The sequence below is a fragment of the Mesorhizobium sp. WSM3868 genome, assembly GCF_002294785.1.
Taxonomy (GTDB): Bacteria; Pseudomonadota; Alphaproteobacteria; order Rhizobiales; family Rhizobiaceae; genus Mesorhizobium.
The window spans coordinates 1-25,717 of record NZ_NSGB01000030.1; the positions used below are offsets into that span (position 1 = coordinate 1).

General features: G+C 64.5%; 23 protein-coding genes and 2 pseudogenes. 11 read left to right on the forward strand and 14 right to left on the reverse strand.

Translation table 11 applies throughout. The features are described from left to right. Nucleotides 1-369 precede the first annotated feature (369 nt). The gene (locus CK221_RS28610) at nt 370-1,263 is read left to right on the forward strand and encodes a hypothetical protein (RefSeq protein WP_095780153.1); all 894 of its coding nucleotides are present in this window, start codon (nt 370-372) and stop codon (nt 1,261-1,263) included. A gap of 42 nt (nt 1,264-1,305) precedes the next feature. Here CK221_RS28610 and CK221_RS28615 read toward each other — a convergent pair whose 3' ends face one another. The 3 genes from CK221_RS28615 to CK221_RS28625 all read right to left on the reverse strand — a co-directional run bounded on the left by CK221_RS28615 (nt 1,306) and on the right by CK221_RS28625 (nt 4,182). Beyond that, complete coding sequence (locus CK221_RS28615) at nt 1,306-2,733, reverse strand: hypothetical protein (protein ID WP_095780154.1); 1,428 nt, start codon at nt 2,731-2,733, stop codon at nt 1,306-1,308. Between the two features lie 378 nt (nt 2,734-3,111). After that, complete coding sequence (locus CK221_RS28620) at nt 3,112-3,621, reverse strand: Hsp20/alpha crystallin family protein (RefSeq protein WP_066993187.1); 510 nt, start codon at nt 3,619-3,621, stop codon at nt 3,112-3,114. 84 nt (nt 3,622-3,705) lie between these two features. Continuing rightward, complete coding sequence (locus CK221_RS28625; RefSeq protein ID WP_066992873.1) at nt 3,706-4,182, reverse strand: Hsp20 family protein; 477 nt, start codon at nt 4,180-4,182, stop codon at nt 3,706-3,708. A gap of 348 nt (nt 4,183-4,530) precedes the next feature. On the opposite strand from CK221_RS28625, the gene groES reads away from it, so the two are divergent. The 3 genes from groES (at nt 4,531) to htpG (ending at nt 8,690) form a co-directional block, all read left to right on the forward strand. Next, on the forward strand, nt 4,531-4,845 hold the full coding sequence (gene groES / locus CK221_RS28630) for a co-chaperone GroES (RefSeq protein ID WP_066992870.1): 315 nt from the start codon (nt 4,531-4,533) through the stop codon (nt 4,843-4,845). Between the two features lie 52 nt (nt 4,846-4,897). Continuing rightward, on the forward strand, nt 4,898-6,526 hold the full coding sequence (gene groL, locus CK221_RS28635; RefSeq protein ID WP_095780155.1) for a chaperonin GroEL: 1,629 nt from the start codon (nt 4,898-4,900) through the stop codon (nt 6,524-6,526). Nucleotides 6,527-6,797: 271 nt separating this feature from the next. After that, a complete protein-coding gene (htpG, locus tag CK221_RS28640) occupies nt 6,798-8,690 on the forward strand; it encodes a molecular chaperone HtpG (protein WP_095780156.1) in 1,893 nt (630 codons plus the stop codon). Between the two features lie 160 nt (nt 8,691-8,850). On the opposite strand, the gene CK221_RS28645 is transcribed toward htpG, so the two are convergent. Then, a complete protein-coding gene (locus tag CK221_RS28645) occupies nt 8,851-10,473 on the reverse strand; it encodes an ABC-F family ATP-binding cassette domain-containing protein (RefSeq protein WP_095780157.1) in 1,623 nt (540 codons plus the stop codon). Nucleotides 10,474-10,690: 217 nt separating this feature from the next. Between CK221_RS28645 and CK221_RS28650 the strand changes: the two are divergent. After that, nucleotides 10,691-10,921: pseudogene (locus tag CK221_RS28650) on the forward strand (GYD domain-containing protein); the annotation flags it as partial. Here the strand turns inward: CK221_RS28650 and CK221_RS28655 are convergent. The 4 genes and pseudogenes from CK221_RS28655 to CK221_RS28670 form a co-directional block, all read right to left on the reverse strand. Beyond that, nucleotides 10,908-11,549, reverse strand: a pseudogene (locus tag CK221_RS28655) (2OG-Fe(II) oxygenase); the annotation flags it as partial. The pseudogenes CK221_RS28650 and CK221_RS28655 sit on opposite strands and share 14 nt — an antisense overlap. 79 nt (nt 11,550-11,628) lie before the next feature. Continuing rightward, nucleotides 11,629-13,053: a patatin-like phospholipase family protein gene (locus CK221_RS28660; protein WP_095780158.1), complete on the reverse strand. Its 1,425-nt coding sequence runs from the start codon at nt 13,051-13,053 to the stop codon at nt 11,629-11,631. 86 nt (nt 13,054-13,139) lie between these two features. Then, complete coding sequence (locus CK221_RS28665) at nt 13,140-13,667, reverse strand: hypothetical protein (protein ID WP_095780159.1); 528 nt, start codon at nt 13,665-13,667, stop codon at nt 13,140-13,142. 5 nt (nt 13,668-13,672) lie between these two features. Then, nucleotides 13,673-14,095, reverse strand: coding sequence for an OsmC family protein (locus CK221_RS28670; RefSeq protein ID WP_095780173.1), 423 nt, complete (start codon nt 14,093-14,095; stop codon nt 13,673-13,675). 207 nt (nt 14,096-14,302) lie between these two features. Here CK221_RS28670 and CK221_RS28675 point away from each other — a divergent pair, with 207 nt between their 5' ends. The 3 genes from CK221_RS28675 to CK221_RS31165 all read left to right on the forward strand — a co-directional run bounded on the left by CK221_RS28675 (nt 14,303) and on the right by CK221_RS31165 (nt 17,881). After that, nucleotides 14,303-15,547: a cytochrome-c peroxidase gene (locus CK221_RS28675; RefSeq protein ID WP_095780160.1), complete on the forward strand. Its 1,245-nt coding sequence runs from the start codon at nt 14,303-14,305 to the stop codon at nt 15,545-15,547. A 180-nt stretch (nt 15,548-15,727) separates the two neighbouring features. After that, a complete protein-coding gene (locus CK221_RS28680; RefSeq protein ID WP_179295224.1) occupies nt 15,728-17,563 on the forward strand; it encodes a tetratricopeptide repeat protein in 1,836 nt (611 codons plus the stop codon). Between the two features lie 183 nt (nt 17,564-17,746). Then, entirely contained in the window at nt 17,747-17,881 is a 135-nt protein-coding gene (locus CK221_RS31165) for a hypothetical protein (RefSeq protein ID WP_280952202.1), read from the forward strand. Between the two features lie 86 nt (nt 17,882-17,967). Here the strand turns inward: CK221_RS31165 and CK221_RS28690 are convergent, their stop codons facing one another. Then, entirely contained in the window at nt 17,968-18,555 is a 588-nt protein-coding gene (locus CK221_RS28690; RefSeq protein ID WP_095780163.1) for a dihydrofolate reductase family protein, read from the reverse strand. 105 nt (nt 18,556-18,660) lie between these two features. On the opposite strand from CK221_RS28690, the gene CK221_RS28695 reads away from it, so the two are divergent. Next, nucleotides 18,661-19,119, forward strand: a complete 459-nt coding sequence (locus CK221_RS28695) for a helix-turn-helix domain-containing protein (RefSeq protein WP_095780164.1) — start codon at nt 18,661-18,663, stop codon at nt 19,117-19,119. A 26-nt stretch (nt 19,120-19,145) separates the two neighbouring features. Continuing rightward, the gene (locus tag CK221_RS28700; protein WP_095780165.1) at nt 19,146-19,868 is read left to right on the forward strand and encodes a 3-keto-5-aminohexanoate cleavage protein; all 723 of its coding nucleotides are present in this window, start codon (nt 19,146-19,148) and stop codon (nt 19,866-19,868) included. A 40-nt stretch (nt 19,869-19,908) separates the two neighbouring features. On the opposite strand, the gene CK221_RS28705 is transcribed toward CK221_RS28700, so the two are convergent. The 4 genes from CK221_RS28705 to CK221_RS28720 form a co-directional block, all read right to left on the reverse strand. Further along, the gene (locus tag CK221_RS28705; protein ID WP_066992839.1) at nt 19,909-20,310 is read right to left on the reverse strand and encodes a GFA family protein; all 402 of its coding nucleotides are present in this window, start codon (nt 20,308-20,310) and stop codon (nt 19,909-19,911) included. Between the two features lie 78 nt (nt 20,311-20,388). Next, complete coding sequence (add, locus tag CK221_RS28710; RefSeq protein WP_067325419.1) at nt 20,389-21,381, reverse strand: adenosine deaminase; 993 nt, start codon at nt 21,379-21,381, stop codon at nt 20,389-20,391. Nucleotides 21,382-21,523: 142 nt separating this feature from the next. Continuing rightward, nucleotides 21,524-22,582 carry a Gfo/Idh/MocA family oxidoreductase gene (locus CK221_RS28715; RefSeq protein WP_095780166.1) on the reverse strand — a complete coding sequence of 353 codons (1,059 nt, stop codon included), beginning with the start codon at nt 22,580-22,582 and terminating at the stop codon, nt 21,524-21,526. Between the two features lie 89 nt (nt 22,583-22,671). Further along, complete coding sequence (locus CK221_RS28720; RefSeq protein WP_095780174.1) at nt 22,672-23,457, reverse strand: ThuA domain-containing protein; 786 nt, start codon at nt 23,455-23,457, stop codon at nt 22,672-22,674. A gap of 217 nt (nt 23,458-23,674) precedes the next feature. On the opposite strand from CK221_RS28720, the gene CK221_RS28725 reads away from it, so the two are divergent. Then, nucleotides 23,675-24,430, forward strand: a complete 756-nt coding sequence (locus tag CK221_RS28725) for a DUF4239 domain-containing protein (RefSeq protein WP_095780167.1) — start codon at nt 23,675-23,677, stop codon at nt 24,428-24,430. Nucleotides 24,431-24,433: 3 nt separating this feature from the next. Here CK221_RS28725 and CK221_RS28730 read toward each other — a convergent pair whose 3' ends face one another. Then, nucleotides 24,434-25,675: a glycosyltransferase gene (locus tag CK221_RS28730; RefSeq protein WP_095780168.1), complete on the reverse strand. Its 1,242-nt coding sequence runs from the start codon at nt 25,673-25,675 to the stop codon at nt 24,434-24,436. Nucleotides 25,676-25,717: the final 42 nt, after the last annotated feature.

Here is a 25,717-nt window from a genome sequence, read left to right on the forward strand (position 1 = left end):
ATCCGCAGGCTCGCCCAAAACATCTTGGCTGCCCATCCCCTCGACAAACCAATCGCCAGCAAGATGCGCAGGGCCAATTGGAGCAAAGACTTCTTCTATGAACTCTTTACTCATATGCGATAGCCCTGCCCTCGTGGGGGAGATGTCCGGCAGGACAGAGGGGGGCGCCGTAGAGCGCAACTGTCGCGGCGTGCCTCACCTCCTCGCCGACATCGAGCGGCAAGATCCAGCGGTTCCTGCTGAGGAAGGCGGAGGTAGAGAAGCGGAAGGCGGGATATTAAATTCGGGTTCTCCTCGGGATTCCGCCACGCAAAAGCCGCCAAGTCAGGCGAAGGCCACAAAGGCTTTGGTTTGAATTGGGGTTATAGAATGCGGCTGGTCTGGGCGTTTTTGTTCGCGCTGGCGAGCGGCGTGGTTTTCGCGGCCTCGCCGGAGGACGACTATATCGCCGCGCGCGACAAGGCTATTTCCGACATCGCGGCGCAGGAGAGCTCGAACGCGGAAGTGGAGACGCTCGATGGCGCCAACACCAAGGCGCTGGCCGATCTGGAAAAGCGTCTTTCCGCCATTCTGGGTCCGCTTTCGGTCAAGGATTTTCCGGCAACCGGCACGATCAATCTGCAGAGCCTGAGCGCCTCCGATATTGGCTTCGGCATGCTGGACGGGCTGCGCTACGCCAAGAGCGATGCCGGCCCGAGCATCGTCGCGACGACCCGCGGGCTGGTCGAGCGCTGGCTGCGGTCCAAGGCTGACGAGGACGATGAAGGCCTCCGGCTGCCCGGCGGCATCGACGAGGCGCTCAAGCTAGACGCCTTCTATACGCAGGCGATCGGCAGCGACGCCGCATTCGTGAAGACGCTCGACTTTTCGCTGAAGAAGCCCGAAGGCGCCGATATCGCCGTCGCGCGGCTCGGCGGCTGGACGCAGGATGTCGGACCGATCTACGACCAGCAGGTCGTCGTCGCGGTGGTAAAGGGCGACCGCGTCCTGATCGCCGAGGCGCCCGCGTCACCGGCCGTGCCGAAGATCGCGGCCTGCGAGGCGCTTTGGACCGCGGCGGACGCGGCTGCCCAGAAATTTCAGCAGACCTATCAGAACTCGGACCTGAAGGACCAGCAGGCCTATGATTCCGCCAACGCCGCCTGGGAAAAAGGCGACGGCGATTATCGCGCCTGCATGGGCGAGCGCCTGCCGGGCGATCCGGCCTTCCCGGCACTGCTTGCCGAGGCCCAGCAGCTTGCTGACCGGATGACCGGGAAGTAGGCCCAGAGCGGTGAAGCGCCGAGCTGGCTAGACATCCTTCCCTCAGCTCGCGGCGGCCCTCATGTTGCGCCGGCGCCTGGCGGTGGGCCGCGCCGGCTCCACGATATGCCCGTTGGTGACATGCCCATTCGTCACGGGCACAACATCCTGCCGAGCCCGGGCGTCCGTCACCCTGTGCAGCCGCTCGTAAGGCAGCAGCTCCTTGATGCGGGCATTCAGCGTCTCGACCTCGGCGCGCAGGTCCTCGCATTCCTGTTTCTGGATATCGAGCTGGATCTGCTCCGACGCCTGCTGCAGCGATAGCTGCGAGAGATTGGTGCTGATCACCGACAAATTCTTCTTGTCCAATTCGTTCTCGTTCCTGAGAACGGCAAGCTTCTCTTCCGCGATCTGCCGCTCGGTCACGGCGTCATTCAACTGCGCCCTCAGTCCTGTGGCCTCGGCGACCGCCTCGGTCTTGTCGATGGAGGCCTGCTCCAGCCGCGATTGCAGCTCCTGGATTTCGGAGCGCAAGCCGCGCAGCTCCGCCCGGCTCCGCGCAAGCTCCGCCGCGCCATCGCTTTCGGCAATGCGGGCGGCTTCGGTTACCTCGGCAAGCTTGGCCTGCGTCGTCTCCAACGATTTCTGCAGCCGGGCCTCCTCCTTCTCGTGGCTACCGAGCTGGGCCATAAGTTCGGCAATGCGCGTGGCTTCGTTGGCGTGGGTCGCCGCGAACTCGTCGAATTTGTGCCGGGCCTCGGCCTCGCGCTTTTGCGCCTGCTCCAGCTCGATCGAAAGCCCGACCTGCTTTTCGCGCAGCAGCTTGTTCTCGACAGCGCGCCTGTCGGCTTCGACGGTCTTGGCCGTCAGCGTCTTGACGATCTCACCGAACTCCGCCTCGCGCCTGGCGCTCTCATTGCCCATCTCGACCATTTCGAGCCGTACCGCTGCAAGCGCCTCGCGCAGCGACTCCCTGTCCTGGACGAGACTTGCCTCGCGCTGCTGCCAGGCCTCGGCCGCGCCGTCGCGTTCGCGCTGCTTGCGCGTAGCGTCAAGCAATTGTTCCGACAAGGCCTTGTGTTCGGCGCCCAGAGCGGCGTTCTCCAGCTCCAGCTCATTGGCGCGCAGCGCATCGCGATGCAGGGCGTTCAGGATATCGCGCGTCATGTGGTGCGCTGTGGCGATCTCGGCCAGCCTTGACCCGATCTCCTCCAGATGACCCTGTCCGTCGCGGAAGAGTCCGGAAACGGCTTCCAAGGCGGCCAACCGTGTCTGGGTGTGCGGCGTCAGCCGGGAGGCGGAAGCCTCGGACTGAGTCTCGCCCGGCGGTTCCTCCTCGCTTGCCGCCAGGTCGGCGGCAGAATCGTATCCCGGGGACGTCTCTTCGTCAGCCGAAAGACATTCTTCGAAAGCCTCTGCCAGATCCGACTGGAGCTCTTGAAATTCCTTGTCTACGTCCTCGGCCCGTTTGATCAGGGATTTGAAATTCATAACGGCACACCTCTTACGCTCACACCCGCCGTATTACTTAACGAATTGCTAATCTAGCCCTTAACGTTCCGTACGGGAAGCCTGACCAAAAGAAGGAAGGAATTAAGGTTATCGCGGATTTCCAGAGGCTTGCGCGGTGTTCCGTCAGCGGCATCTGCGCTCAGCGCGGTAAACGGTTAGAATGGCCTGCGTCGGCCGCACGTCATCGAGCCGCAAGCGAGCCTCTTGCGCCCGCTGCGAGCGGATCACTCGTTTGGAAAGGGAGCCGTTCCACGCTCCAGCCAGCACCCACGCCAGCGTTGGCCGTTCCATCTAGCCACGAGAGTTCCGTCATGCCGCAGGGGCCGGACCGGTCGGTCCAACCCCTGCACTGAGACATCAGCTCTTGATTTCGATACGCTTGGCCTGCGACTGCGCCTTCGCGGTCTTGGGCAGCATTACCGTCAGCACGCCGTTCTTGAAGCGGGCATCGATCTTGTCTTCTTCGATCTCGTAGCCCAGCGGGATGCGACGCTCGAAGCGGCCATAGACGCGCTCGGAGAACTGCCGCTCCTTGTCCTCCGTCTCGGAGCGCTTTTCACCCTTCAGCGTCAGCACGCCATCATCAAGCAGCACCTCGATGTCCTTCTCGTCCAGGCCCGGGACTTCGGCCGCCACCTTGATCTCCTTCTCGTTGTCGGAGATCTCAACGCTCGGCCAGCCGGCACCAAAGGCTGATACGCCGCCTAGGGATGGCAAGCCGGAACCGAAACCCCGGAAGACGTCGTCGAACAGCCGATTCACCTCGCGATGCAGCGACAGGAAAGGATCGCGTTCGCCGTCGCGGAAGACACTTGGAACCTGGTTGCCATTGTTTCGGCCCCAGGGAATCAGATCACGAACACTCATTTTTTCCTCCTTTCTGTTCATCCGGAAGACAAGGAAGCGCCGGGAACATCACCCGGCGCTTGGCGCAAAGCGCGGCGAGAAGGCTCAGGCCGCCTTGTTGTCGGCCTCGATTTTCTTTGTCGCGGCCTTTGGCGATGATTTGTCCGCCGTGATCTCGATCCGGCGCGGCTTCATTTCTTCCGGGATCTCGCGTTTGAGGTCGATTGTCAGCAGGCCGTTGACGAGGCTCGCATCGACGACCTTGACGTGATCGGCAAGCTCGAAGCGACGCTGGAATGCGCGGCCGGCAATGCCGCGATGCAGGTACTCGCCGTTATCCTCGCCTGCCTTTTGGCCAGAAACCATCAGCATGTTCTGCTCCTGGGTAATGGCCAGTTCGTCCTGGCTGAAGCCTGCCAGGGCCATGGTGATGCGGTAGTCGTCCTCGCCGCTCTTGGCGATATCGTAGGGCGGCCAGTTGTCAGCGGTTTCGATGCGGCTTGCGGTCTCGAGCGCGTTCAGCATTCGATCGAAGCCGATGCTCGACCGGAACAGGGGAGAAAAGTCGAAACTGGTTCTCATAGCTACATCCTCCATTGAGCAACATAGATACGAGGAGCGCCAAGGCAGCGGCGCTCCTTGACCTTGCCGGCCACTTCAGGCGCCGGCAGGTTCGATTTGGGAATTGATTCCTTTGCCGTCAAGGGGTCCGGGACGTGCCCGTCAAAGCTGCATAATTACCTTTGTTTTCACGGCGCTAGCACTCGGCTGTTGCGAGTGCCAAAAAATTTCTTGCGGCCTCTTGAAACCGGCGCGTGCAAAACCAAATCCACATGCGCGAGGCCGAAAAGGATCGCGAGCCCCGCTCCGGTCCTTCCGGTCCGGAGTGGAGGAACCTCTCAAAATCTGTTTGTCCCGAAGGAGAACGATATGAAGTTCCATCCATTGCATGACCGCGTTCTGGTCCGCCGCGTTGAGGCCGAGGAGAAGACGGCCGGCGGCATCATCATCCCGGACACGGCGAAGGAGAAGCCGCAGGAAGGCGAGATCATCGCCGTCGGTTCCGGCGCGCGCGACGAGAGCGGCAAGCTCATTCCCCTCGACGTCAAAGTCGGCGACCGCATCCTGTTCGGCAAGTGGTCCGGCACCGAGATCAAGCTCAACGGTGAAGACCTGCTCATCATGAAGGAAAGCGACGTGATGGGTGTGGTCGAGCAGACATCGGCGTTGGGAAAAGCGGCTTGAACCGGCCCACCCGATCCGGTGAATGAAAGCTGCCTGCTGAAGGAGTGTTCCAATGGCTGCCAAGGAAGTGAAATTCCATTCCGACGCCCGCGACCGCATGTTGCGCGGCGTCAATATTCTCGCCGACGCGGTGAAAGTCACCCTCGGCCCTAAGGGCCGCAATGTCGTCATCGACAAGTCGTTCGGCGCTCCGCGCATCACCAAGGACGGCGTCACTGTCGCCAAGGAGATCGAGCTCGAGGACAAGTTCGAGAACATGGGCGCGCAGATGGTGCGCGAGGTCGCCTCGAAAACCAGCGATATCGCCGGCGACGGCACGACCACCGCGACCGTTCTCGCCCAGGCCATCGTCAGGGAAGGTGCCAAGGCCGTTGCCGCCGGCATGAACCCCATGGATCTGAAGCGCGGCATCGACAAAGCCGTCGAGGCTATTGTTCAGGAGTTGAAGACCAACGCCCGCAAGGTGACCAGAAATGACGAGATCGCCCAGGTCGGCACGATTTCGGCCAATGGTGATGCCGAGATCGGCCGTTTCCTTGCTGAGGCGATGCAGAAGGTCGGCAACGAGGGCGTCATCACCGTCGAGGAAGCCAAGACCGCCGACACCGAGCTGGAAGTGGTCGAAGGCATGCAGTTCGATCGCGGTTATCTCTCGCCTTACTTCATCACCAATCAGGATAAGATGCGCGTCGAGCTCGAAGAGCCCTATGTGCTGATCCACGAGAAGAAGCTTTCCAACCTGCAGGCGCTGCTGCCGGTTCTGGAGGCGGTGGTTCAGTCGGCGAAGCCCCTGCTCATCATCGCGGAGGATGTCGAGGGCGAGGCGCTCGCGACGCTGGTGGTCAACAAGCTGCGCGGCGGCCTGAAGGTTGCGGCCGTCAAGGCTCCGGGCTTCGGCGACCGCCGCAAGGCCATGCTGGAGGACATCGCCATCCTCACCGGCGGCACCGCTATCAGCGAGGATCTCGGCATCAAGCTTGAGAACGTCACGCTGGAGATGCTCGGCCGCACCAAGAAAGTGGTGGTCGAGAAGGAGAACACCACGATCGTCGATGGCGCCGGCAAGAAGGAGGAGATCCAGGGCCGCGTCGCGCAGATCAAGTCGCAAATCGAGGAGACCACCTCGGACTACGATCGCGAGAAGCTGCAGGAGCGTCTGGCCAAGCTCGCCGGCGGCGTGGCTGTGATCCGCGTCGGCGGTTCGACGGAGGTCGAGGTCAGGGAGCGCAAGGACCGCGTCGACGATGCCATGCATGCGACGCGCGCGGCGGTCGAGGAAGGCATTCTTCCGGGCGGCGGCGTGGCGCTGCTCAGGGCCGCCAATGCGCTCGACGCGGTGGCTGCCGACAACCCCGACCAGAGATACGGCGTCGACATCGTGCGGCGCGCCATCGAGGCGCCGGCGCGTCAGATCGCCGAGAACAGCGGGGCGGAAGGCTCGATCATCGTCGGCAAGCTGCGCGAGAAGACCGATTTCGCCTATGGCTGGAACGCCCAGACCGGCGAGTATGGCGATCTTTTCAGCCAGGGCGTCATCGATCCGGCCAAGGTCGTGCGCACCGCGCTGCAGGATGCAGCCTCGATCGCCGGCCTGCTCGTCACCACCGAGGCGATGGTCGCCGAGAAGCCGAAGAAGGAAGCGGCACCCGCCATGCCCGCCGGCGCCGGCATGGACTTCTAGGACGCTGGGGAGGCGCGGCGCCGACACAGCCAATCTCCCCCGACAGGGTCCAATCGGGGGAGATTGGTCGTTAGGGCAAAAGGGAGCGCGAGGGAAACGGCACCCTTCTGAATTGACAAGAACCGGAAAAGCGAGAAAGCACTCCGCGACAGATCGGCTGGCGGGACGCGCCCCCTTTGTCCTGTCGGACATCTCCCCTCATCGGCGGAGATCGGCAGGTTCGACACGCCGCGGCGCGACGGGCCAGAGTTACTATGTGGGAAGATTCTGAATGACGACGGATACCAAGACGACGGAAACCAGGACATTCGAGGCGGATGTCTCGCGGCTGCTGCACATGATGGTGCATTCGGTCTATTCGGACCGGGACGTCTTCCTGCGCGAGCTGATCTCCAACGGCGCGGACGCGTGCGAGAAGCTGCGATTCGAAGCGATCACCCGCCCCGAACTGCTGGGCGAGGACGCAAAGCCGCGCATCACCATTTCGGCCGACCCCGACAACAAGCAGCTTGCCGTCGAGGACAACGGCATCGGCATGGGCCGCGAGGAGATGGCCGAGGCTCTGGGCACCATCGCACGCTCCGGCACCCGTGCCTTCATCGAGCGCGTCGAGGCCGGCAAGGCGACTGAGGACTCGCAACTCATCGGCCAGTTCGGCGTCGGCTTCTACTCCGCTTTCATGGTGGCCGATCATGTCGATGTCATCAGCCGGCAGGCCGGCAGCGAGGAAGCCTGGCGCTGGTCTTCCGACGGCAAGGGCACCTACGAGATCGCTCCCGTGCCGCTTGCGGCAGCTCCCAGGCGCGGCACGCGCGTCGTGCTGCATCTGATGGACGATGCGAGTTCCTACACCACGCCTTACCGGCTCGAAGGGCTGGCGAAGTCGCAGTCCGGCCACGTGCCGGTGCCGATCACGCTTGTTGAGAAGCCGGGCGCCGAGCCGCGCGATATCGCCGACGGCACGGCGCTATGGGTGAGGCCGAAGAGTGACATAAAGCCCGAGGAATATACCGACTTCTACCGCAGCATCGCCGGCCAGTATGACGAGCCGGCCGCCACCATCCACTTCCGCGCCGAGGGTCGGCACGAATACAGCGCGCTTGCCTTCGTGCCGGGCTCGCGTCCGTTCGATCTCTTCGACCAGGACCGCAAGGGTCGTATGAAGCTCTACGTGCGGCGCGTCTTCATCACCGACGATGCCGACGTGTTGCCGCGCTATCTGCGCTTCGTGCGCGGCCTGGTCGATTCCGCCGATCTGCCGCTCAACGTCTCGCGCGAGATGATCCAGGAAAACCCGCTGCCCGCCGCGATCCGCAAGGGTGTCACCAACCGCGTCCTCGGCGATCTTGGCAAACTCGCCGATAACGATGCCGAGGCCTACGCCAAGATCTGGGAGAATTTCGGCGTCGTGCTCAAGGAAGGCATCTACGAGGACTACGAGCGGCGCGAGCAGCTGCTGAAGCTCGCCCGCTTCCGCTCGACCGCTTCCGGCGAGACGCTGCGCAGCCTGGCCGATTATGTCGCCGCGATGAAGGAAGGGCAGAAGGCGATCTTCTTCATGGCCGGGGAAGACCGCGCCCGACTCGAGGTCTCGCCGCAGCTCGAAGGGTTCCGGGCGCGCGGCATCGAAGTGCTGCTTTTGACCGATCCGGTCGACAGTTTCTGGACGACGATGGCGCCGGAATTCGACGGCAAGCCGTTCAAATCGGTGACGCAGGGCGCGGCCGAACTGTCGGAGATCCCGCTGCTCGACACCGCGTCCAAGCCGGATGCCGAAATCTCGTCCGAAATCGCGACCTTCCTGGCCTTCGTGAAGACGGCGCTGGGAGACGAGCTCTCGGACGTGAAGGCCTCCGACCGCCTGACCGAAAGCGCGGTCTGCCTGGTCGCACCGGAGCACGGTCCCGACCGCCAGTTCGAGCGGCTGCTCAACGCCGCCGGCCGCCTCGACAAGGCGGCCAAGCCGATCCTCGAGATCAACCCGCGGCACGAGCGCGTCACGGCGCTGGCGAAGCTCGGCGACGGCGAGCGCGCTTTCAAGGAAGACGCCGCGCATCTGCTTTACGACGAGGCGCGCGTGCTGGACGGCGACAGGCCGGCCGATGCCAGGGCGTTTTCGGCGCGGCTTGCTCGCCTGATCGAGCGCGGTTTGGCGAGGGAGTAGTGGGGGCGTTGGGCGCCTCACGGAGCCCGGATCCTGCCGTGACTTCTCACGAGGAGGCGGCGCAAGGGTGAGATCGGTCGCGATCCTTCGCGCCCCCCTCTGTCCTGCCGACGGGTCAAGGCTTCTCCACGCTACTACGCTCGGAGGTCAGAGCGCCGCCCTACCCCCTCAGCCCCGGTGCCTCTTGCCCCGTCCTGGCGACATATTCCGTATAGCCGCCGCCATAGGTGTGGATGCCATCCGGCGTGAGCTCCAGCACGCGGTTCGATAGGGCGGACAGGAAATGGCGGTCGTGCGAGACGAACAGCATCGTGCCTTCATATTGCGCCAGCGCCTCGATCAGCATCTGCTTGGTCGCCATGTCGAGGTGGTTGGTCGGCTCGTCGAGCACCAGAAGGTTCGGCGGATCGAACAGCATCAGCGCCATGACCAGCCTTGCCTTCTCGCCGCCCGAGAGCACGCGGCACTTCTTCTCGATCTCGTCGCCGGAAAAGCCGAAGCAGCCGGCTAAAGCCCTGAGCGGCGCCTGGCCGGCCTGCGGGAAATTGTCTTCCAGCGTCTGAAACACGGTGCGCTCGCCGTCGAGCAGTTCCATGGCGTGCTGGGCGAAATAGCCCATCTTGACGCTCGGACCGCGCGCCACCGAGCCCTCATCCGGCTCGGAGGCGCCGGCCACGAGCTTCAAAAGCGTCGACTTGCCGGCGCCGTTGACGCCCATCACGCACCAGCGCTCGCGGCGGCGGATCTGGAAGTCGAGGCCGGCATAGATCGAGCGGCTGCCATAGGATTTGTGGATGCCCTTCAGCGTCGCCACGTCCTCGCCGCAGCGCGGCGCAGGCTGGAACTCGAAGGCCACCGTCTGGCGACGCTTGGGCGGCTCGATGCGGTCGATCTTGTCGAGCTTCTTCACCCGGCTCTGCACCTGGGCGGCGTGCGAGGCGCGCGCCTTGAAGCGCTCGATGAAGGCGATCTCCTTGGCAAGCATCGCCTGCTGGCGGTCGAACTGCGCCTGCAGCTGCTTGTCGGCCAGCGCCCGCTGCTCCTGGTAGAATTCGTAGTTGCCGGAATAGGAGGTGAGCCCGCCGGCGTCGATCTCGATCACCTTCGAAACGATGCGGTTCATGAACTCGCGGTCATGCGAGGTCATCAGCAGCGCGCCGTCATAGTCCTTGAGGAATTTCTCCAGCCAGATCAGGCTCTCAAGATCGAGATGGTTGCTCGGCTCGTCGAGCAGCATGACGTCGGGCCGCATCAGCAGGATACGGGCGAGCGCGACGCGCATCTTCCAGCCGCCGGAGAGTTTTGCAACGTCGCCGTCCATCATCTCCTGGGAGAAGCCGAGGCCGTCGAGCACCTCGCGGGCGCGGCCGTCGAGCGCATAGCCGTCGAGTTCCTCGAAGCGGTGCTGCAACTCGCCATAGCGCTCGATGATCGCGTCCATCTCGTCGGCGCGGTCGGGATCGCCCATGGCGTTCTCGAGCTCGCGCATCTCGGCTGCGACGGCGCTCACCGGGCCGGCGCCTTCCATCACCTCGGCGACGGCGCTCATCCCCTCCATGTCACCGACATCCTGACTGAAATAGCCGATGGTAACGCCGCGATCGACCGAGACTTGGCCTTCGTCCGGCTGCTCCTGGCCGATGATCATGCGGAAGAGCGTAGTCTTGCCGGCGCCGTTCGGGCCGACGAGGCCGACCTTCTCGCCCTTCTGCAGGGCGGCCGAGGCTTCGATGAAGACGATCTGACGGCCGTTCTGCTTGCCGATATTTTCGAGACGGATCATGGGGCGGCCCGGGAAACTGCGCTGAGATGGCGGGATTTGCCCGGGGCATACGCGAATGAGGCTGCGGAGGGAAGAGGCAGAAGCGCCGCATCCCGCGCGCTCGGCTATTCCTTCGAGGCAGAACCCAGCCGCGGTGAAATTGATTGGCGTCGCCGACCGATCGAGCGCTTAGTGCTGGAGCCAACCACTTGATGGGCTCTGGCAAGGGAGGTCAACCATGGCCATGTACCTGACGCGCTTCAGCTACACGCCCGAGACCTGGGCTCGAATGATCGAAAACCCCGAGGATCGCCGCAAGGCAGCCAGCTCGTACATAGAATCGGTCGGCGGAAAGCTGCACGGGTTCTGGTACGCGTTCGGCGAACACGACGGGTGGAACCTGTGGGAGGCTCCGGACAATGTTTCGATGGCGTCCGTCGTGCTCGCCATCGGTGCCGGAGGGGCACTTTGTGCACGGCGAAGACCACCGCGTCGCCGCGCTTGAGCGGCACCACCTCGGCGCGGCTCTGCATGCGCGGGCGCTGCTCGGTCAGCACGAATTCGCCGCCGGTGAAATCCTTGCCGGGTTCGGAGAGCAGGATCGCCACCTGCAGCGGAAAGGCGAGCGCGCCATAGAGATCCTGATGCAGACAGTTGAAGTCGCCGGGGCCGTATTGCAGCAGAAGCGGCGTCGGCTTGGTTTGGCCCTCGTCGTGGCAACGCTTGAGGAAGGCGGCGTGGTCGGAAGGGTAACGGAGCGCGGCGCCCATCTTCTCGTTCCAGTCATTGGCGACGTCGGCGAGCCGTGGATAAAGCGCAGTGCGCAGGCCCTCGATCAGATCAGGCAGCGGATAACGGAAATAGCGGTACTCGCCCCTGCCGAAGCCATGGCGCGCCATCACCACATGGCTGCGGAAATGTTCTTCGTGCGGATAGAGCGCGGCGATTTCGGCGCATTCCTCCGGCGAAAGCAGGCCGGGCACGACAGCGCAGCCCTGGGCGTTGAGCTCGGAGACGAGCGCGTGCCAGTCCTGCGCGGCGACACGGGATTCGGCGGAGCGTCCGGCGCGTTTGGTGTTGAGGGAATGGACAGTCATGAGCGCCTCCTTCGATGCCATCAAAGTGGGGCGGAGGCGAAGCGGCGGCCACCCGATTCCTGCGGAAATGGCGCGGCCTTTACGGCGAACCAGCCGCAACGAAGCCCGCGCGGCCCTGCGCGCGGCGGAATGCCTGCTGCAGGCGCGGGTTGAGGCGCACCGCGTCGCGGCCGGCCCGGATGGTCCGCTCGACCTGCTCCGGCGTCAGCCTCAGCCGGGTCGGGATGACGTTCAGCGCGGCTGCCTCGTCTGGCGGCAGGTCGGCGAAGGAGACCAGTTCAACCACCATCTGGACGTCGCGGCACTTCCAGCCGGACAGGCTGCCGCGGTAGCGCGCTACCACCGCCGCCGGCAGGCTGCAGCGATATTTGACCAGCTTTTCGCGCCACAGCCGGAATTCGAGCTTGAGGGAATCGAATTCGTCGCGCACCGAGGACGCGATCGAGGTGCCGGCGGTGGCGTCGATCATCAGGCCCGGTCCCTGCTTGACCGTGACCCAGTCGGGTTCTTTCCTGCGGCCCGCATCGGCAACGATCATGATCAGCGTTCGCATCCTCACCGCCGCCTGCGGCGACAACGGGCTGTGCGGACTGCCGGCGATGTCGAGCGATTCCGCGAAGCCGACCACCGCGATGTTGTCGGTCAATCCGCCGTCAAGCAGCTTGATGTAGTTGACGCGGTCGTTGTTCTGGTAGGAATCCATGGCGCGAGCCGCGGCCTTGACCCGTTCCGGTGCCTCCGGATCGTTGAGACCGCGTTCGATCCAGTCGGGCTGCTTGTAGTTGCATCTGGTTGTCGGCGTGGTCGTCGAGACGACAACCGGCGCGAACACCGCGGGGAACGCCGCCGAGGCCGCCACCGCATCGGCGATACGAAGCTTGTCGAGATCGCTGCAGATGGCCGCGAAGCGGTCGTAGGTGAAGCCGAAGGCCGTGCCGTTGTAGATGTCGGATGCGTGGATCCAGACCAGCGGGGCGCCGGGACGTCTGAAGGCGCTGTAAGTGGCACCGTCGAACAGGTTCCTGTCCAGCCACGCGGCAAAGGTGCTGCGGTCGTTGACGCCGCCTTTCCACAGCCGCGCCAGATTGGCCGGAGCGAGCTTGGCGGTGCGCAGCGAGCTCTCGGCATCGCGCAGCAAGAAGCGCTCGCGAAGCTCGCGATAACCACGCCCTTTGTAGCCGAGATAGGCCGCCGTCACCGCACCGCCAGAAACGCCGCCGACGACGCGCACGTCGTCGATCAGCGTATGCGCTCGCCCGCCGCTGCCGACCACGACATCGTCGAGCGCCCGAAGCACGCCATAGCTGAAGGCGGTGGCGCGCGTGCCGCCGCCAGAGAAGGACAGCGCGACCACGGTCGACCCGTCGGCGGGAGCATCGGGAAGGTAGTCCGGCGAGCCAGGCCCGACTTGCGTCACATGGGTGTTGATGGGCTCGACGTCATTGGCGACGCATCCGGCCAGCAGCGCCGCTGCCAACACAAGCAAGCCCACACGCCAACGCATCGAGGTCCCCCCGATCGCTCGTTCCCGGGCTCAGTCTATGCGCAGCAGGCAGAGCAAGGCAACGGCCAGCCCCGGGGGTCTTCGCCTCAAGCGTTCCGGCGATACCCCTCCAGCCCGGGATCGAGATCCACCTTCACTCCATTGGTGAAGACGCAGGTCGCCACCATGATGCCGGCGAAGGCGACGAGGTTGACGAGCAGCGTTTCGTCGTAGCGCGCCTTCAGCGCGACCCAGGTCTCGTCGGCAACGGCATTGGCGTCCGCGGCGAGCGCCCTGCCGAAGGACATCAGCCGCGCTTCGTCGGGGCTGGGTTCAATCAGATCCGGATCGAGGCCGGAATCGATCAGCGCGCGACGGAAGAAGGTGACCGGGACCTCGGCGCGCATCGTCTCGGCGATCGCCTTCGAAAACAGCCAGATCGCCCGGTCTTCGAGCGTCGGACGCAGGAGATCGCGCAGCGTGAACCATTCGGCATAGATGCGGTGCGCGGCCGGCGAGTGAAGCAGGATGCGCTTCATGTTGGTCATGCGGCCGCGCAGCGCAAGCTCCCGATCATGCTCGGCGCGGATTTCGTCGGAGGCGGTCGCATAGTCGATCGCAGAGAGATGCGCCACGCCCCTCACCCCAGCATCGCGTGCAGCGCCGGCGCGCCGCGCAGCGTGTTGGAGACGGTGCAGATCGTCTCGGCGTCCTCGACGATGCGCTGCTTGGTCGCCGCGTCGAGGTCGCCGGCAATCTCCAACCGGATATTGAACCTTTCCACCCGCGACGGCTCGTCCTTCGCCTTCTCGCCGCCGACATCCGCCCTCACCTCGCCAAGCCGGTCGGCGACGCCGAGGCGGGTGGCGGCGATGCGGGCGCTCAGCACCATGCAGGCGGCCAAGGAGGCATAGAGCAGGTCGAGCGGGTTGAAGCCCGGCGCGCTGACCGCAGTCACCACGTCGACCGTGCCGCCGGTTGGCGTCGTTACCGCCGGCAAGCCGCCCGGCGGCAGCACGGCGCAGGCGCCGGTAGCACGGGTTCTGATCTTCAGCTCGCTCATCGAAAGTCCTTCGTCCGGTTTGGAGGCCATTGATAGCGGACGGGAATTTATCTCGGCAACCATCCAGGGTGCAGCTGCGGTTCTCTTCGTGCGAGGAAATGTGCGTGGAGGGCGGATTTGCCGCGTACCGGCTTGGCAATTTGCCTCCGCCAGTCAACAATCCGCGGCACCGCGCTGCCGGGCCAATGGCAAACGGGATTGAGGGTCATGACACCACGGAGATTTGCCACGCTCGCCGCTCTCGCCGTCGCCGTTCTTTGGCCCGCCGCCGGCCAGCCGGCGGGCAGCGTCCATCCTGGCCCGATGTCGCGCACGCAAGCCTTCGCACGCGCCGAAGCACTGACGGCGCTAGGGCGAGAAATGTTCTTCGACCCATCGCTGTCGGCTTCGGGCAGACAGGCCTGCTCGTCCTGCCACGATCCCAACCACGCCTTCGGCCCGGCCTCCGCCGCGCCGGTCGAGATGGGCGGGCCGAACCTCGACCGGCCCGGCCTGCGCGCCGTGCCGTCGCTGCGCTACCTGCAGGCGGCGCCGGCCTTCACCGAGCACTTCTACGACTCCGAGGACGAGGGCGACGAAAGCGTCGACAATGGCCCGACCGGCGGATTGACTTGGGACGGGCGCGCCGACCACGGCAAGGACCAGGCGAGGATCCCGCTGCTGTCGCCGTTCGAGATGGGCAACAAGGATGAAGCCGCCGTGGTCGCCGCCTTGCGCAAAGCGCCCTATGCCGACGCGTTCAAGGCGGCGTTCGGCGCGGATATTTTCGACCATCAGCAGGATGCCTTCGACGCGGCGGTCGAGGCGCTCGGCACCTTCGAGCAGAGCAGCGCCGATTTCTACCCCTATTCCAGCCGCTACGACGCCTTCCTTGCCGGCAAGGCGCAGTTGACCGCGCAGGAGTTGCGCGGCCGTGCGCTGTTCGAGGACGCAAACAAAGGCAATTGCGCGAGCTGCCATCTGAGCGAGCCGGCAAATGACGGCGAGCCGCCGCAATTCACCGATTACGGCCTGATCGCCATCGCCGTGCCGCGCAACCAGGCGATCCCGACCAACGCCGATCCCAATTATCTCGACCTCGGGCTGTGCGGGCCGCTGCGGGCCGACTTCAAGAGCCGGAGCGAGTATTGCGGCCTGTTCAAGACGCCGACCCTGCGCAATGTCGCGCTGCGCAAAAGCTTCTTCCACAACGGCTATGTCCACTCGCTGCGCGAGGCCGTCGCCTTCTACGCCACTCGCGACACAGATCCCGGCCGCTGGTATCCGAAGAACGCGGACGGCACGGTCAAGAAATTCGACGATCTGCCAAAGGCCTACTGGGGAAACCTCAACACCGACCCGCCCTTCAACGGCAGGCAACCAGGCGAGAAGCCGGCGCTGACCGACGCCGAGATCGACGACATCGTCGCCTTCCTCGGCACGCTGACGGACGCGGACCAGGCCGGGCAGTGAGGCTCGGTCAGACGCGGCTGACAAGCGATCGAACGACGCAACCAGCGATTGCTCGCTGAGGCGTCTTTGCTAGAATGCGGCGGGCACCGCTCGTAGCGGCGCACGGGGGCATTTGGAATGGCGGGGTTGGCGACTCATTTTTGGGGATGGCCGCGGCCTGTGCGGCCGATGCTGGCGTTGATGTTGTTGTCCCTCGTCGTTGCCGAGCCGTCTTCGGCCGCGATCTATGAGTACGACGATCATCCGGCCTGCGACGGCAAGACTGTCAAACCTGCTCGGCGCATCGTCGCCTGCACACAGGTCATCGAGGATCGATCGGAGACGAAAGGCAATCACGTGGCCGCTTTTGTCATACGCGGTACTGCCTTCGCGGCGCAAGGCGACCTCGATCGCGCCATCGCCGACTACAGCGAGGCGATCAAGATGGATCCGAAACTCGCCAACGCGTACTACAACCGTGGCAACGCCTGGCGCGGAAAAGGGGAGCCCGATCGAGCCATCACCGATTACGACGAGGCGATCAATCTCGACCCGAACGGCGCCGACCCTTACTACAACCGCGGCGTGACGTGGGCCGACAAAGGTGAGAACGATCGGGCCATTGCAGACTTCGGCATGGTGCTCAGGCTGACGCCGGCCGATGCCGGTGCCTATTGCAACCGTGGCAACGCGTGGTTCAACAAGAACGAACTCGGTCGTGCCATCGACGATTTCGATCAGGCCATCAAGCTCAAGCCAACGGACGTGGATTGCCTGAACAGTCGGGCCGATGCTCTGGCCGGCATGGGCGACGAAGCGCGCGCGCTTGCCGATTACGAGGCGGTGATTCGCCTCGATCCGAACAATGCGCACGCACTCTATCGACGCGGCAACGCCCGCTCGAATATGCGCGACTATGACGGCGCAATCGCCGACTACAACGGGGTCATCGCTGCCGACCCGAAAGATCCGAGCGCCTATTACAACAGGGGCCTCGCCTTGTGGAACACGGGCGATCTCGACCGGGCGCTGAGCGACCTCGATAGCTCGATCAGCCTCGACCCGAAATTCGCCGTCGCCTATCGCACCCGGGGATCAGTTCGAATCGACAAGGGCGATTTCGACCGAGCCATAGCCGACTATGACCAGGCGATCGCCCTTGATTCAAAGCAGGCAGGCACCTTTTTCGCCCGAGGCTCGGCTTGGTCGATGAAACGCGACTACGACCGCGCCATTGCCGATTTCGACCAGGCGATCGCTCTCGATCCAAAGTTGGAGGGCGCCTATGCCGGCCGTGGCTTGGCCTGGCTTCGCAAGGGCGACAATGACCGCGCCGCCGCCGACTATGACGAGGCCATCGCGCTCGACCCGACAGATGCCAGTGCTTTCAATTGGCGAGGCTTCGTATGGGCCAGCAAGGGCGACTACGACCGCGGTATCGCCGATTTCGACCGGGCCATCGAGATCTACGGCAAGAATGCGGGATTCTTCTACAATCGCGCCAAAAGCTGGACGGCAAAAGGGAACTACGAAAAGGCCATCGCCGACTACGATCAGGCAATCGGCCTCGATCCCAACTTCGCCAACGCCTACCGGGGCCGCGGCCTGGTGCATTTCTATGCGGGCGCGCTCTCAGATGCGCAGTACGATTTTCGTCGATTGGCCGCCCTGAAACCCGACGATCCCTATTCCGCGATCTGGCGCGACTTGGCCGAGCGCCACGCCGGCGGGCAAAGCGAATTGCGTGCTGCGACAGGCAAGCTCGATATGACGAAATGGCCGGCACCAGTCGCGCGCATGCTGCTCGGCGACCTAGCGCCGGCCGAGGTGCTGGCGGCAGCGGACGACCCGAATCCGCAAACCAGGCAGGGGCAGGTGTGTGAGGCCAATTTCTATACCGCGGAACTCAGTCGGTTGCAGGGGCACAGCGACGAGGCGGTGCGGCTCTACCGGCTCGCCGTAAGCGATTGTCCCAAGAGCTTCGTCGAGTATCGCGGCGCGACGATGGCCTTGAAGGCGCTCTACGCTTTGCCGTAGCGACCTCGAGGATATCGACGCGATAAAGCGCCCTATTGCTGAACCGATCGGAAAGCGCACCCTGTGTGAGCCAGTCACAGACCGACAGAAAGCATCTGCTATGTTGGCATCTCATCAGAGCGGGCTCAAATGAGGTTCGTAGCGGTGCAGGAGCCGCCTCATCATAGCTGGGCGGTGTTCGACATGGCCAATGACAAGCCCGCCGAACATGCCGGGCGCGCGCTCATCGGTCTCACGTCGCACGAAGCCCGGCGGTTCGCCGCCGCGGCCAACGACGAAGAGGGGTATCGGGAAACCAACGCGCTGGGAGGCGGATAAGGCATGGCACTGACGGTTCGCAATTGGCCGGGAAACGACAAGCGAACAAGCGGTTGAGACGGCGTGCTGCCAGATCGATTCAAGCCTCACCCGGCCGGCGCGTAGCGGTTCACCACCATGCCGCAGGCATAGGCCTTCGAGCCGGTGAGCTTCAGCCTGGCGAAGCCCGCCTGATCGAAGATGCGACGGCCGGCCCCCAGCACCGCCGGGTTGATGAAGAGCTGGAACTCGTCGACCAGCCCGGCGGCGATCAGCGCCGAGGCGAAGCCGGCGCCGCCGAACACGGCAATGTCGCCGCCTTCGCCCGCCTTCAGCGCATTGATCTCGCGCGGCAGATCGCCGCTCGCGACCCTGGTACGCTCCCACCGCGACGCCTTCAGACTGTCGCTCAGCACCACCTTGTCAGCTGCGATGATACGTTGGGCAAAGGCATAAAAACGGTCTCGCGGAAATTTCCTCGCCGCATTGCCCCAGTGATTGAGGTAGCCCTCCTCGGCCATCTTGCGGCTGAGCAGAATCGTGTCGACGGTTTCGAACACGGCATTGAAGTCCTGCTTGAGCTCGTCGTCCCAGTCGCTCTCGTCGCCCCATTCCCAAAGCTGCCAATGACGGTTCTCATCGGCGCCGACGAAGCCGTCGACCGACATCTGCATTTGCAGGATGAGCTTTTTCATTGCGCGGTCCTCTCGCATCTCCAAACACGGTTTACTTTTGAAATCATTTGACGTGCGAATGGAATGCTGTCAATTGAAAAGTGATTTACAAATGGAACTAAATTCATGTCGACCAAGGAAAGGTCCGGCTGCCCGATCAGCCTGTCGCTCGAGCTCATCGGCGACCGCTGGACGCTGCTCCTCATCCGCGACCTGGCCTTCGCCGGGAAAAGGCATTTTCGCGAGTTCCTGCAGTCGGACGAAGGCATCTCGTCGCGCACGCTCGCCGAGCGGCTGCAGACCCTGGTCGACGAAGGCGTCCTCACCCGCAGCGACGACCCGACCCACAGGCTGAAAGCGATCTACCGGCTGACCGAGGCCGGCATCGACCTTTTGCCGATACTCGCCACGCTTGGCGCTTGGGGCAGCAAATATCGAAAGGCGGATGAGGATTTGGCGCGGGTTGCCAAGGAACTCGCGGCAGGCGGCCAGCCGGCGCTGGAGCGGATGAAAAAGAGGTTGAGGAAGGAGCATTTGGGATCCCGCCCGCAGGTTCCGTTTCCAGTCTATGCACCCCTGCGCTAGACTCCGCCTGAACAGGATCGACCGCCATGATCGTCCAGGCCTGCATCAACGGCGCCCGCGCCCCGGATTTTCACCCCGCCCTGCCGCTCGACCCGGATGCCATGGCACGCGACGGCGCGGCCTCGGTTGCGGCGGGTGCCGCCGAACTGCATGTGCATGCGCGCGGCGCCGACCGGCAGGAAAGCCTTGCCCCGGAAGCGATGGACCGGACGGTGACGGCGCTGCGCCGCGCCTGCCCCGGCACGCTGATCGGCATTTCGACCGGCGCCTGGATCGAGAAGGACGACAGGCGCACGATTGCCGCCATCGCCGGCTGGCATGAGCTGCCCGACTACGCCTCGGTCAATCTCAGCGAGGCGGCGGCGCCCGAAGTGATGGAAGCGTTGCGCAACCGCGGCGTCGGCATCGAGGCCGGGCTGGCGTCGATCGGCGATGCGCTCAGGCTGGCCAGCCTCGATCATGGCCGCCGGGTGCTGCGCGTCCTGATCGAGATTTCCGAGCAGACGCTGGAGGAGGCCTTTGCCGTCGCCGACGGCATCGAAACGCTGCTGCAACGCGAAGGCATTCACCGCTCGATCCTGCTGCATGGCGAGAACGCGACCGTGTGGCCCTTCGTCGAGCGGGCGGCGGCGCGGAAGTTTTCGACCCGTGTCGGGCTCGAGGACGGTAAGGAGCTGCCTGATGGGACGGTGGCGGACGGGAATGCGGCGCTGGTGAAGGCGGCGGTGAGGATCTATCGCCGGGCTTGACTTGGCTCCTCGCCCCCTGGGGAGGACCCAAGGCCAAAAGTCAGCCGAACTTCGTCAGCGGCTTGGCGGTTATCTCGACCCATTCGCAGCGCCGGCTACGGTGGTAGAAGGATTGGAAGGGCGGCGGGAACGACGGATCCGCGAACGTCCCTACCGGAATCGCAGTAAGGCCGGGCTGCGTGTCGATGCGGTAGTGCACCGTGGTCCCGCAATCAGGGCAGAAGCTGTAGGTTATCCGCCCGCCCTGCTCGCCGGTGCGCGTGAACTGCAGCGCGCGCCCGTCTATCGTCACATCGGCCTCGGCAAAGCGCACATTGTAGCTGAAGGCGCTGCCTGTGCGCCGCTTGCAGTCGAGGCAATGACACACCGAGATGCGCACCGGCTCGCCCGCGCAGGTGGCCGACAGCTGACCGCAGGAACATTCGGCGCGTCGCGTGACCATGCTGGCTCCTTTCGACCGAGTCTCGGCACCTTATGCAGTTCGGCGGCGTGGTGAAAGCACCTATCCGCCGAGCGTCGCCTACCCCTGCCAGGCCGTCAGATCCGCCAGTATCCGCGCCTTCACCGCCGGGTCGGCGTAGCTCGCATGCACCGATGTCGCGGCGAGCTGGCGGATGGTTTCACTGTCCCAGGCGAAGGTCTCGGCGCAGGCGGCGTAAGAGGCTTCGAGCGTCGTGCCGAGCAGCGCCGGATCGTCGGTGTTGATGGAGACGGGAACGCCGGCTTTGCGCAGAGCGTCGATCGGATGCTCGGCAAGCGAAGGATAGACGCCGAGTGCGATGTTGGAGATCGGGCAGACGCCGAGCGGAATTCGCCTCTGTGCGAGCAGGTCGACCAGAGCCGGCTCCTCGATCGCGCGAACGCCATGGTCGATGCGATCGGCGCCAAGCAGCTCGATGGCGTCGCGAACGCCCTCGGGACCGCTCGACTCGCCGGCGTGGACGGTGCGTCGCAATCCGGCCGTGGCGGCGCGGCGGAACGCCTCGGCAAAGCGCGGACCGGTGCGCCCGGCGGCCGCCTCGTTGCCGTCGATCGAAAGGGCCACGACGCGCGGGTGCCTGATCCTGCTCAGCAACTCCACCAGTTCGATGGCGTCCTCGGCCGACTGGGTGCGCAGCAGGCTGATGCAGAGCCCGACCGGCGGGTATCCATCCTGCTCGGCCGCCGCGAACCCGGCATCGAAGGCGTCGATCATCCCGGCGATGTTCCGGTGCCAGTGCGGCCAGTGGGTCGGATTGACGATGACATCGGCGTAGCGCACGCCGCTCTTGGCCATGCGCCGCGCAAATTTATAGGCGGTGATGGCCAGCTGCTCGCGCGTACGAAACGTGCCGCACAGCCAGTCGAGCATTTCGAGGAAGCTCTTCAGATCATGCGCCTCGAAGAGCCTGTCGCGCGGCGCGCGCAGCGGGATGCCAGCCTCCTCGCAATTCCTGATCACGTCGTCGGCCTCGAAGCAGCCCTCGACGTGGATGTGCACTTCGGCCTTCGGCAACCCGATATAGTCGGTCAATGAAGCCTCCCGAGCTTTGTGGCCGCATCAAATCACGAAAGGCGAGATCAAGGCTTCAAGAAATGATTGAAAGATTTGTGTGTGATGGCCGCCAGTCTTCCCCCGTTGCGGGCCGTTGCGGGGGAGATCGGCAGGTTCGGCCTCACTGCGTGTCCGCGTGGGCTCTCAGCTCGGCGCGCTTCTCGTCCGACACCACCGCCAGATCCAGCACCTTCTGCAGACCAGCCGCATGGCGGAAATTGGGCTCGGCCTGCACGCCGCTTTTCACCGCCTCGACGAAGCGCTGGTAGTTGGTCGGCACGGTGCCGGCGTCGAGCTCTTCCCATTTGGCGTCCTCGACATTGGCACCGATGCAGCCCTTCAACATCGAGCCATTGAGATTGTGCACCACCTCGATGGCGCCCTTGTCGCCATAGATGCGCAGCCTGAGCTCGTTGAGATGGCCGCTCGCCCAGCGGCTGGCATGCACCACGCCGAAGGCGCCGTTGGCGAAATCGAGCGTCATGGCGAAGCTGTCATTGGCGTCGAGCTGGTATTCGCCGATGCGGTTGCCCGGCGCCTTGTCGAAGGCGCGCAACCGACAGAATACGTGGTCGATATCGAGGGCGGCGCCATAGCTGGCGAAGTCGAGGATGTGGATGCCGACGTCGCCGAGCACGCCGTTTGAGCCGTGGCCGCGCGAGAGCCGCCAGAGCCACTTGGGGTCGTTTCGCCAGTCGCCCCAGAATTTCGATACCAGCCAGCTCTGCAGATAGGAGGCCTCGACGTGGCGCACCATGCCGATCTCGCCGGCCTGCACCATTTGTCGCGCCTTCTGCAAAGGCGCGACGTTGCGGTAGGTGAGGTTGACCATGTTGACGACGCCGGCGGCTTCCGCCGAATCGGCCATCTCGCTTGCCTTGCCGAAATTCTCGGCCAGCGGCTTTTCGCAAAGCACCGGCTTGCCGGCGGCGATCAGCGCCATGGTGGTCGGGTGATGGATGCGGTCGGGCGTGACATTGGCGACCGCGTCGAAACCGTCCCAGTCGAGCGCCGCCTCCAGCGAGGTGAAGCGCTTCGGGATCTTGTAGGCGTCGGCATATTCGCCGACGCGGGCCGGATCGACATCGACGGCACCGACGATGTCGACGCCTTCGATGGCGCCGAAGCGGCGGGCATGCTCCTGCGCCATCCAGCCGGTACCGAGTATCAAAAGCCGCATTTTGCTCCTCCAGAGGAATTGGTTCGATTCAATGATATGAGGCGGGCGATCTAATTGTCGTTGATACGCAATCCCAGACAGAATACGGTTTAGCGGAAACCAGCCTCGCCGGGCGCATGCAGCTTGCCGCCGCGTTCGACGATCGGCTCCAGCGCCTTCTCCACCGGCACCTTGGGTGCTTTGAGGATGGCGGAATTCCTGCCCTGCGGGTTGTGCGCCCACTTCACTGCGTTGCGCAGCACCTTGTGCACGGTCGCGTCGTGGTAGGTCGGATAGGTTTCGTGGCCTGGGCGGAAGTAGAAGACATTGCCGGCGCCGCGCCGGTAGGTAAGGCCTGAGCGGAACACCTCGCCGCCCTGGAACCAGGAGATGAAGATTGTCTCCAGCGGCTCCGGCACGGCGAACTGCTCGCCATACATCTCCTCGTTCTCGAGCTCGAAATACTCGCCGATGCCTTCGGCGATCGGGTGGCTGGGGCTCGTCACCCAGAGCCGTTCGCGCTCGCCGGCCTCGCGCCATTTGAGCGTGCAGGGCGCGCCCATCAGCCGTTTGAAGATTTTCGAGAAATGGCCGGAGTGGAGCACGATCAGTCCCATGCCTTCGAAGACGCGGCGTGCGACGCGCTCGACCACATCGTCGGCCACCGCGCCATGGTCCTTGTGACCCCACCAGACGAGCACGTCGGTCTCGGCGAGGCGGGATTCAGGCAACCCATGCTCCGGCTGCTCCAGCGTCGCGGTCGAGGCGGAGATCGCCTTGTCGGCGTTGAGCGCGTTGACGATGGTCGTGTGCATGCCTTGCGGATAGATGCCGGCGACGACCTCATTGGTCCGCTCATGGATGTTCTCGCCCCAGACGACAGCGCGAATTGTCATGGATTGCCTCGTGATGGTGAGAGGGTGGAGCCGCCCGGCGCAATAGATAGCGTCTTCGGCCGGCATTGGAAGCGGTTTTTGCCCTTCGCTCCGCTGCACATGACGAAGAGCCCGAAAGCATCGTTCGCGAACAACCACATACGCCTGTATGCTTCCGCTTTGATTCAACCACCTCCACCCAATTGGCAACCGTCCTTTCCCGTGCGCAATATCAGCTATGGGCGAAGTGCTTATAGGGGCGGCGATTTTTGCTTGTCTGGTCGGGGCGTCGCTGGTCAGCCTGATGGTGCATGAGCGCTTCCCTGCTCACCACCTTGGCGACGATACCAGCGCGGTGGTGCGGCTCGCCGCGAACCTCTTCATGGTGATGTCCTCGCTGGTCCTCGGCCTGATGATCAACTCGGCCAAGAACACGTTCGAATCCATCAACGTCAACGTCCACACCTTCGCCACCGATCTCATTCTGCTCGACAGAACGCTCCGACGCTATGGACCGGAGGCGGACGGCGCCCGGCAATCGCTCACCGCCTATGTGCAGCGCGTCGTCGATACCTCGACGGCCGACAGCGACACGACGGTCGTCCCGAGCAGGCTGTCGGAACTGCTGCTCAATCAGGTCGGCGATATCGTGGGCGGATTGACCCCTGCGAATGCCAAGCAGACCGCCGCGCAACAGGCGGCGACACAGCAGCTGCAGAAGGTGATCGCGCAGCGCTGGATTCTGGCCGAGCAGTCCGAGGGTGCCATCCCCGCGCCGCTGATCGCGCTGCTCGTTGCCTGGCTGACGCTGATCTTCGCCAGCTTCGGCTTCCGAGCACCGTGCAATGGAACCATCATCTTCACGTGCCTCGTGTCCGGGGCGCTGGTGGCCGCGGCAATCTATCTGATCATCGACATGGACAACCCCTTCTCCGGCCCGATCCAGGTCTCGCCGGCGCCCCTGCAGAGGGCGCTGGCGGAACTGACGCAGTGAAGGTCAGGCACGACCGAACATCTCGATCAAAAGCTTCGCCGCCACCGCCGCGCCGTCGGCGCGGACCGAACGGGCAACCTCGCTCGCACGGATGCGGGTTTCGGGCGCCAGCGCCGTCTCCATCGCCGCCGACAATGACCCCGCTGTCGGAACCGGGCCGTCATGAGCTGCGCCGATGCCGAGCTCGGCCACCCGCCGCGCCCAGTACGGCTGGTCGCCGATCTGCGGCACCACCAGTTGCGGCGCTCCTGCCCGCGCGGCGGCGACGGTCGTTCCGGCACCGCCGTGATGCATGACGGCGGCGACGCGGCGGAACAGCGCCTGCTGGTTGACATCGCCGACGGCGAAGCAATCGTCCCGGTCGTCGGTAAGGCCAAGCTCGGCCCAGCCACGCGCGATCACCGTGCGCCGGCCCTTGGCGCGGACCGCCTCGATGGCCGCACGGCCAGCCTCCTTGGCCACGGCAATGGAGCCGAAGCCGACATAGACCGGAGGCGGGCCGGCTTCGAGGAATGCCTCCAGCCCGTCGGGCAGCGGCCGCTCGTCGGCCAGGATCCAGGCGCCGGTCTGCCTGGCATCGGTCAGGTCCGAGGGCAGCCACGGCCCGAGCGCTGGGTCGCAGGCGAGCAGGACCGGATCGCCGTAGACATAATCGCGGACATTCTCCGCCGCAGGCAATCCGAGCGACGCGCGCCAGCTGTTGATCGCTTGGCCGAACAGCGCGTTCTTGGTCGCGATATCCGTCTCCCACAGCAGCCGGTTGTCGGTCACCCCGGCTGGAAGCGGATGTCCCGGATATTCATGCGGCCGGTTGTGCACCGACGGCAGCCAGATCGGACAGAAGGTGGCAAGGATGTAGCGCATGTGCCGCTGCCCGGCGACCAGCCGCGCGGCGGCACAGGACGGAAACAGGCCGCAGGCCACCACGGCATCGCAGCCTTCGGCGGCCGCCATGAGCGTATCGTATTGCCTGGCGAGGATCTCGGCCGCCTGGCCGGAGATCAGCGCGGCCACGTCCTTCGGCGATTCCGATGCCCTGCGCCGCGTCATCTCCTTTACCCATTCGCGCACCGGTGCGAAGGCCGGCACCAGCTCCACACCGGCACGGGCGCACAGCGCTGCAAATTCTTCATCGCCGGGGACACTCACCCGCACCTCGGCGCCGAGCGCCTGCAGTCGCTCGCCCAGCGCCACCACCGGCTCGACATCGCCGCGCGAACCGTAAGTCGACAGTAAAATCCGCATGCAAACTCCCTTTCCTAAACTGAGGTCAAGGGCAGCGTACAT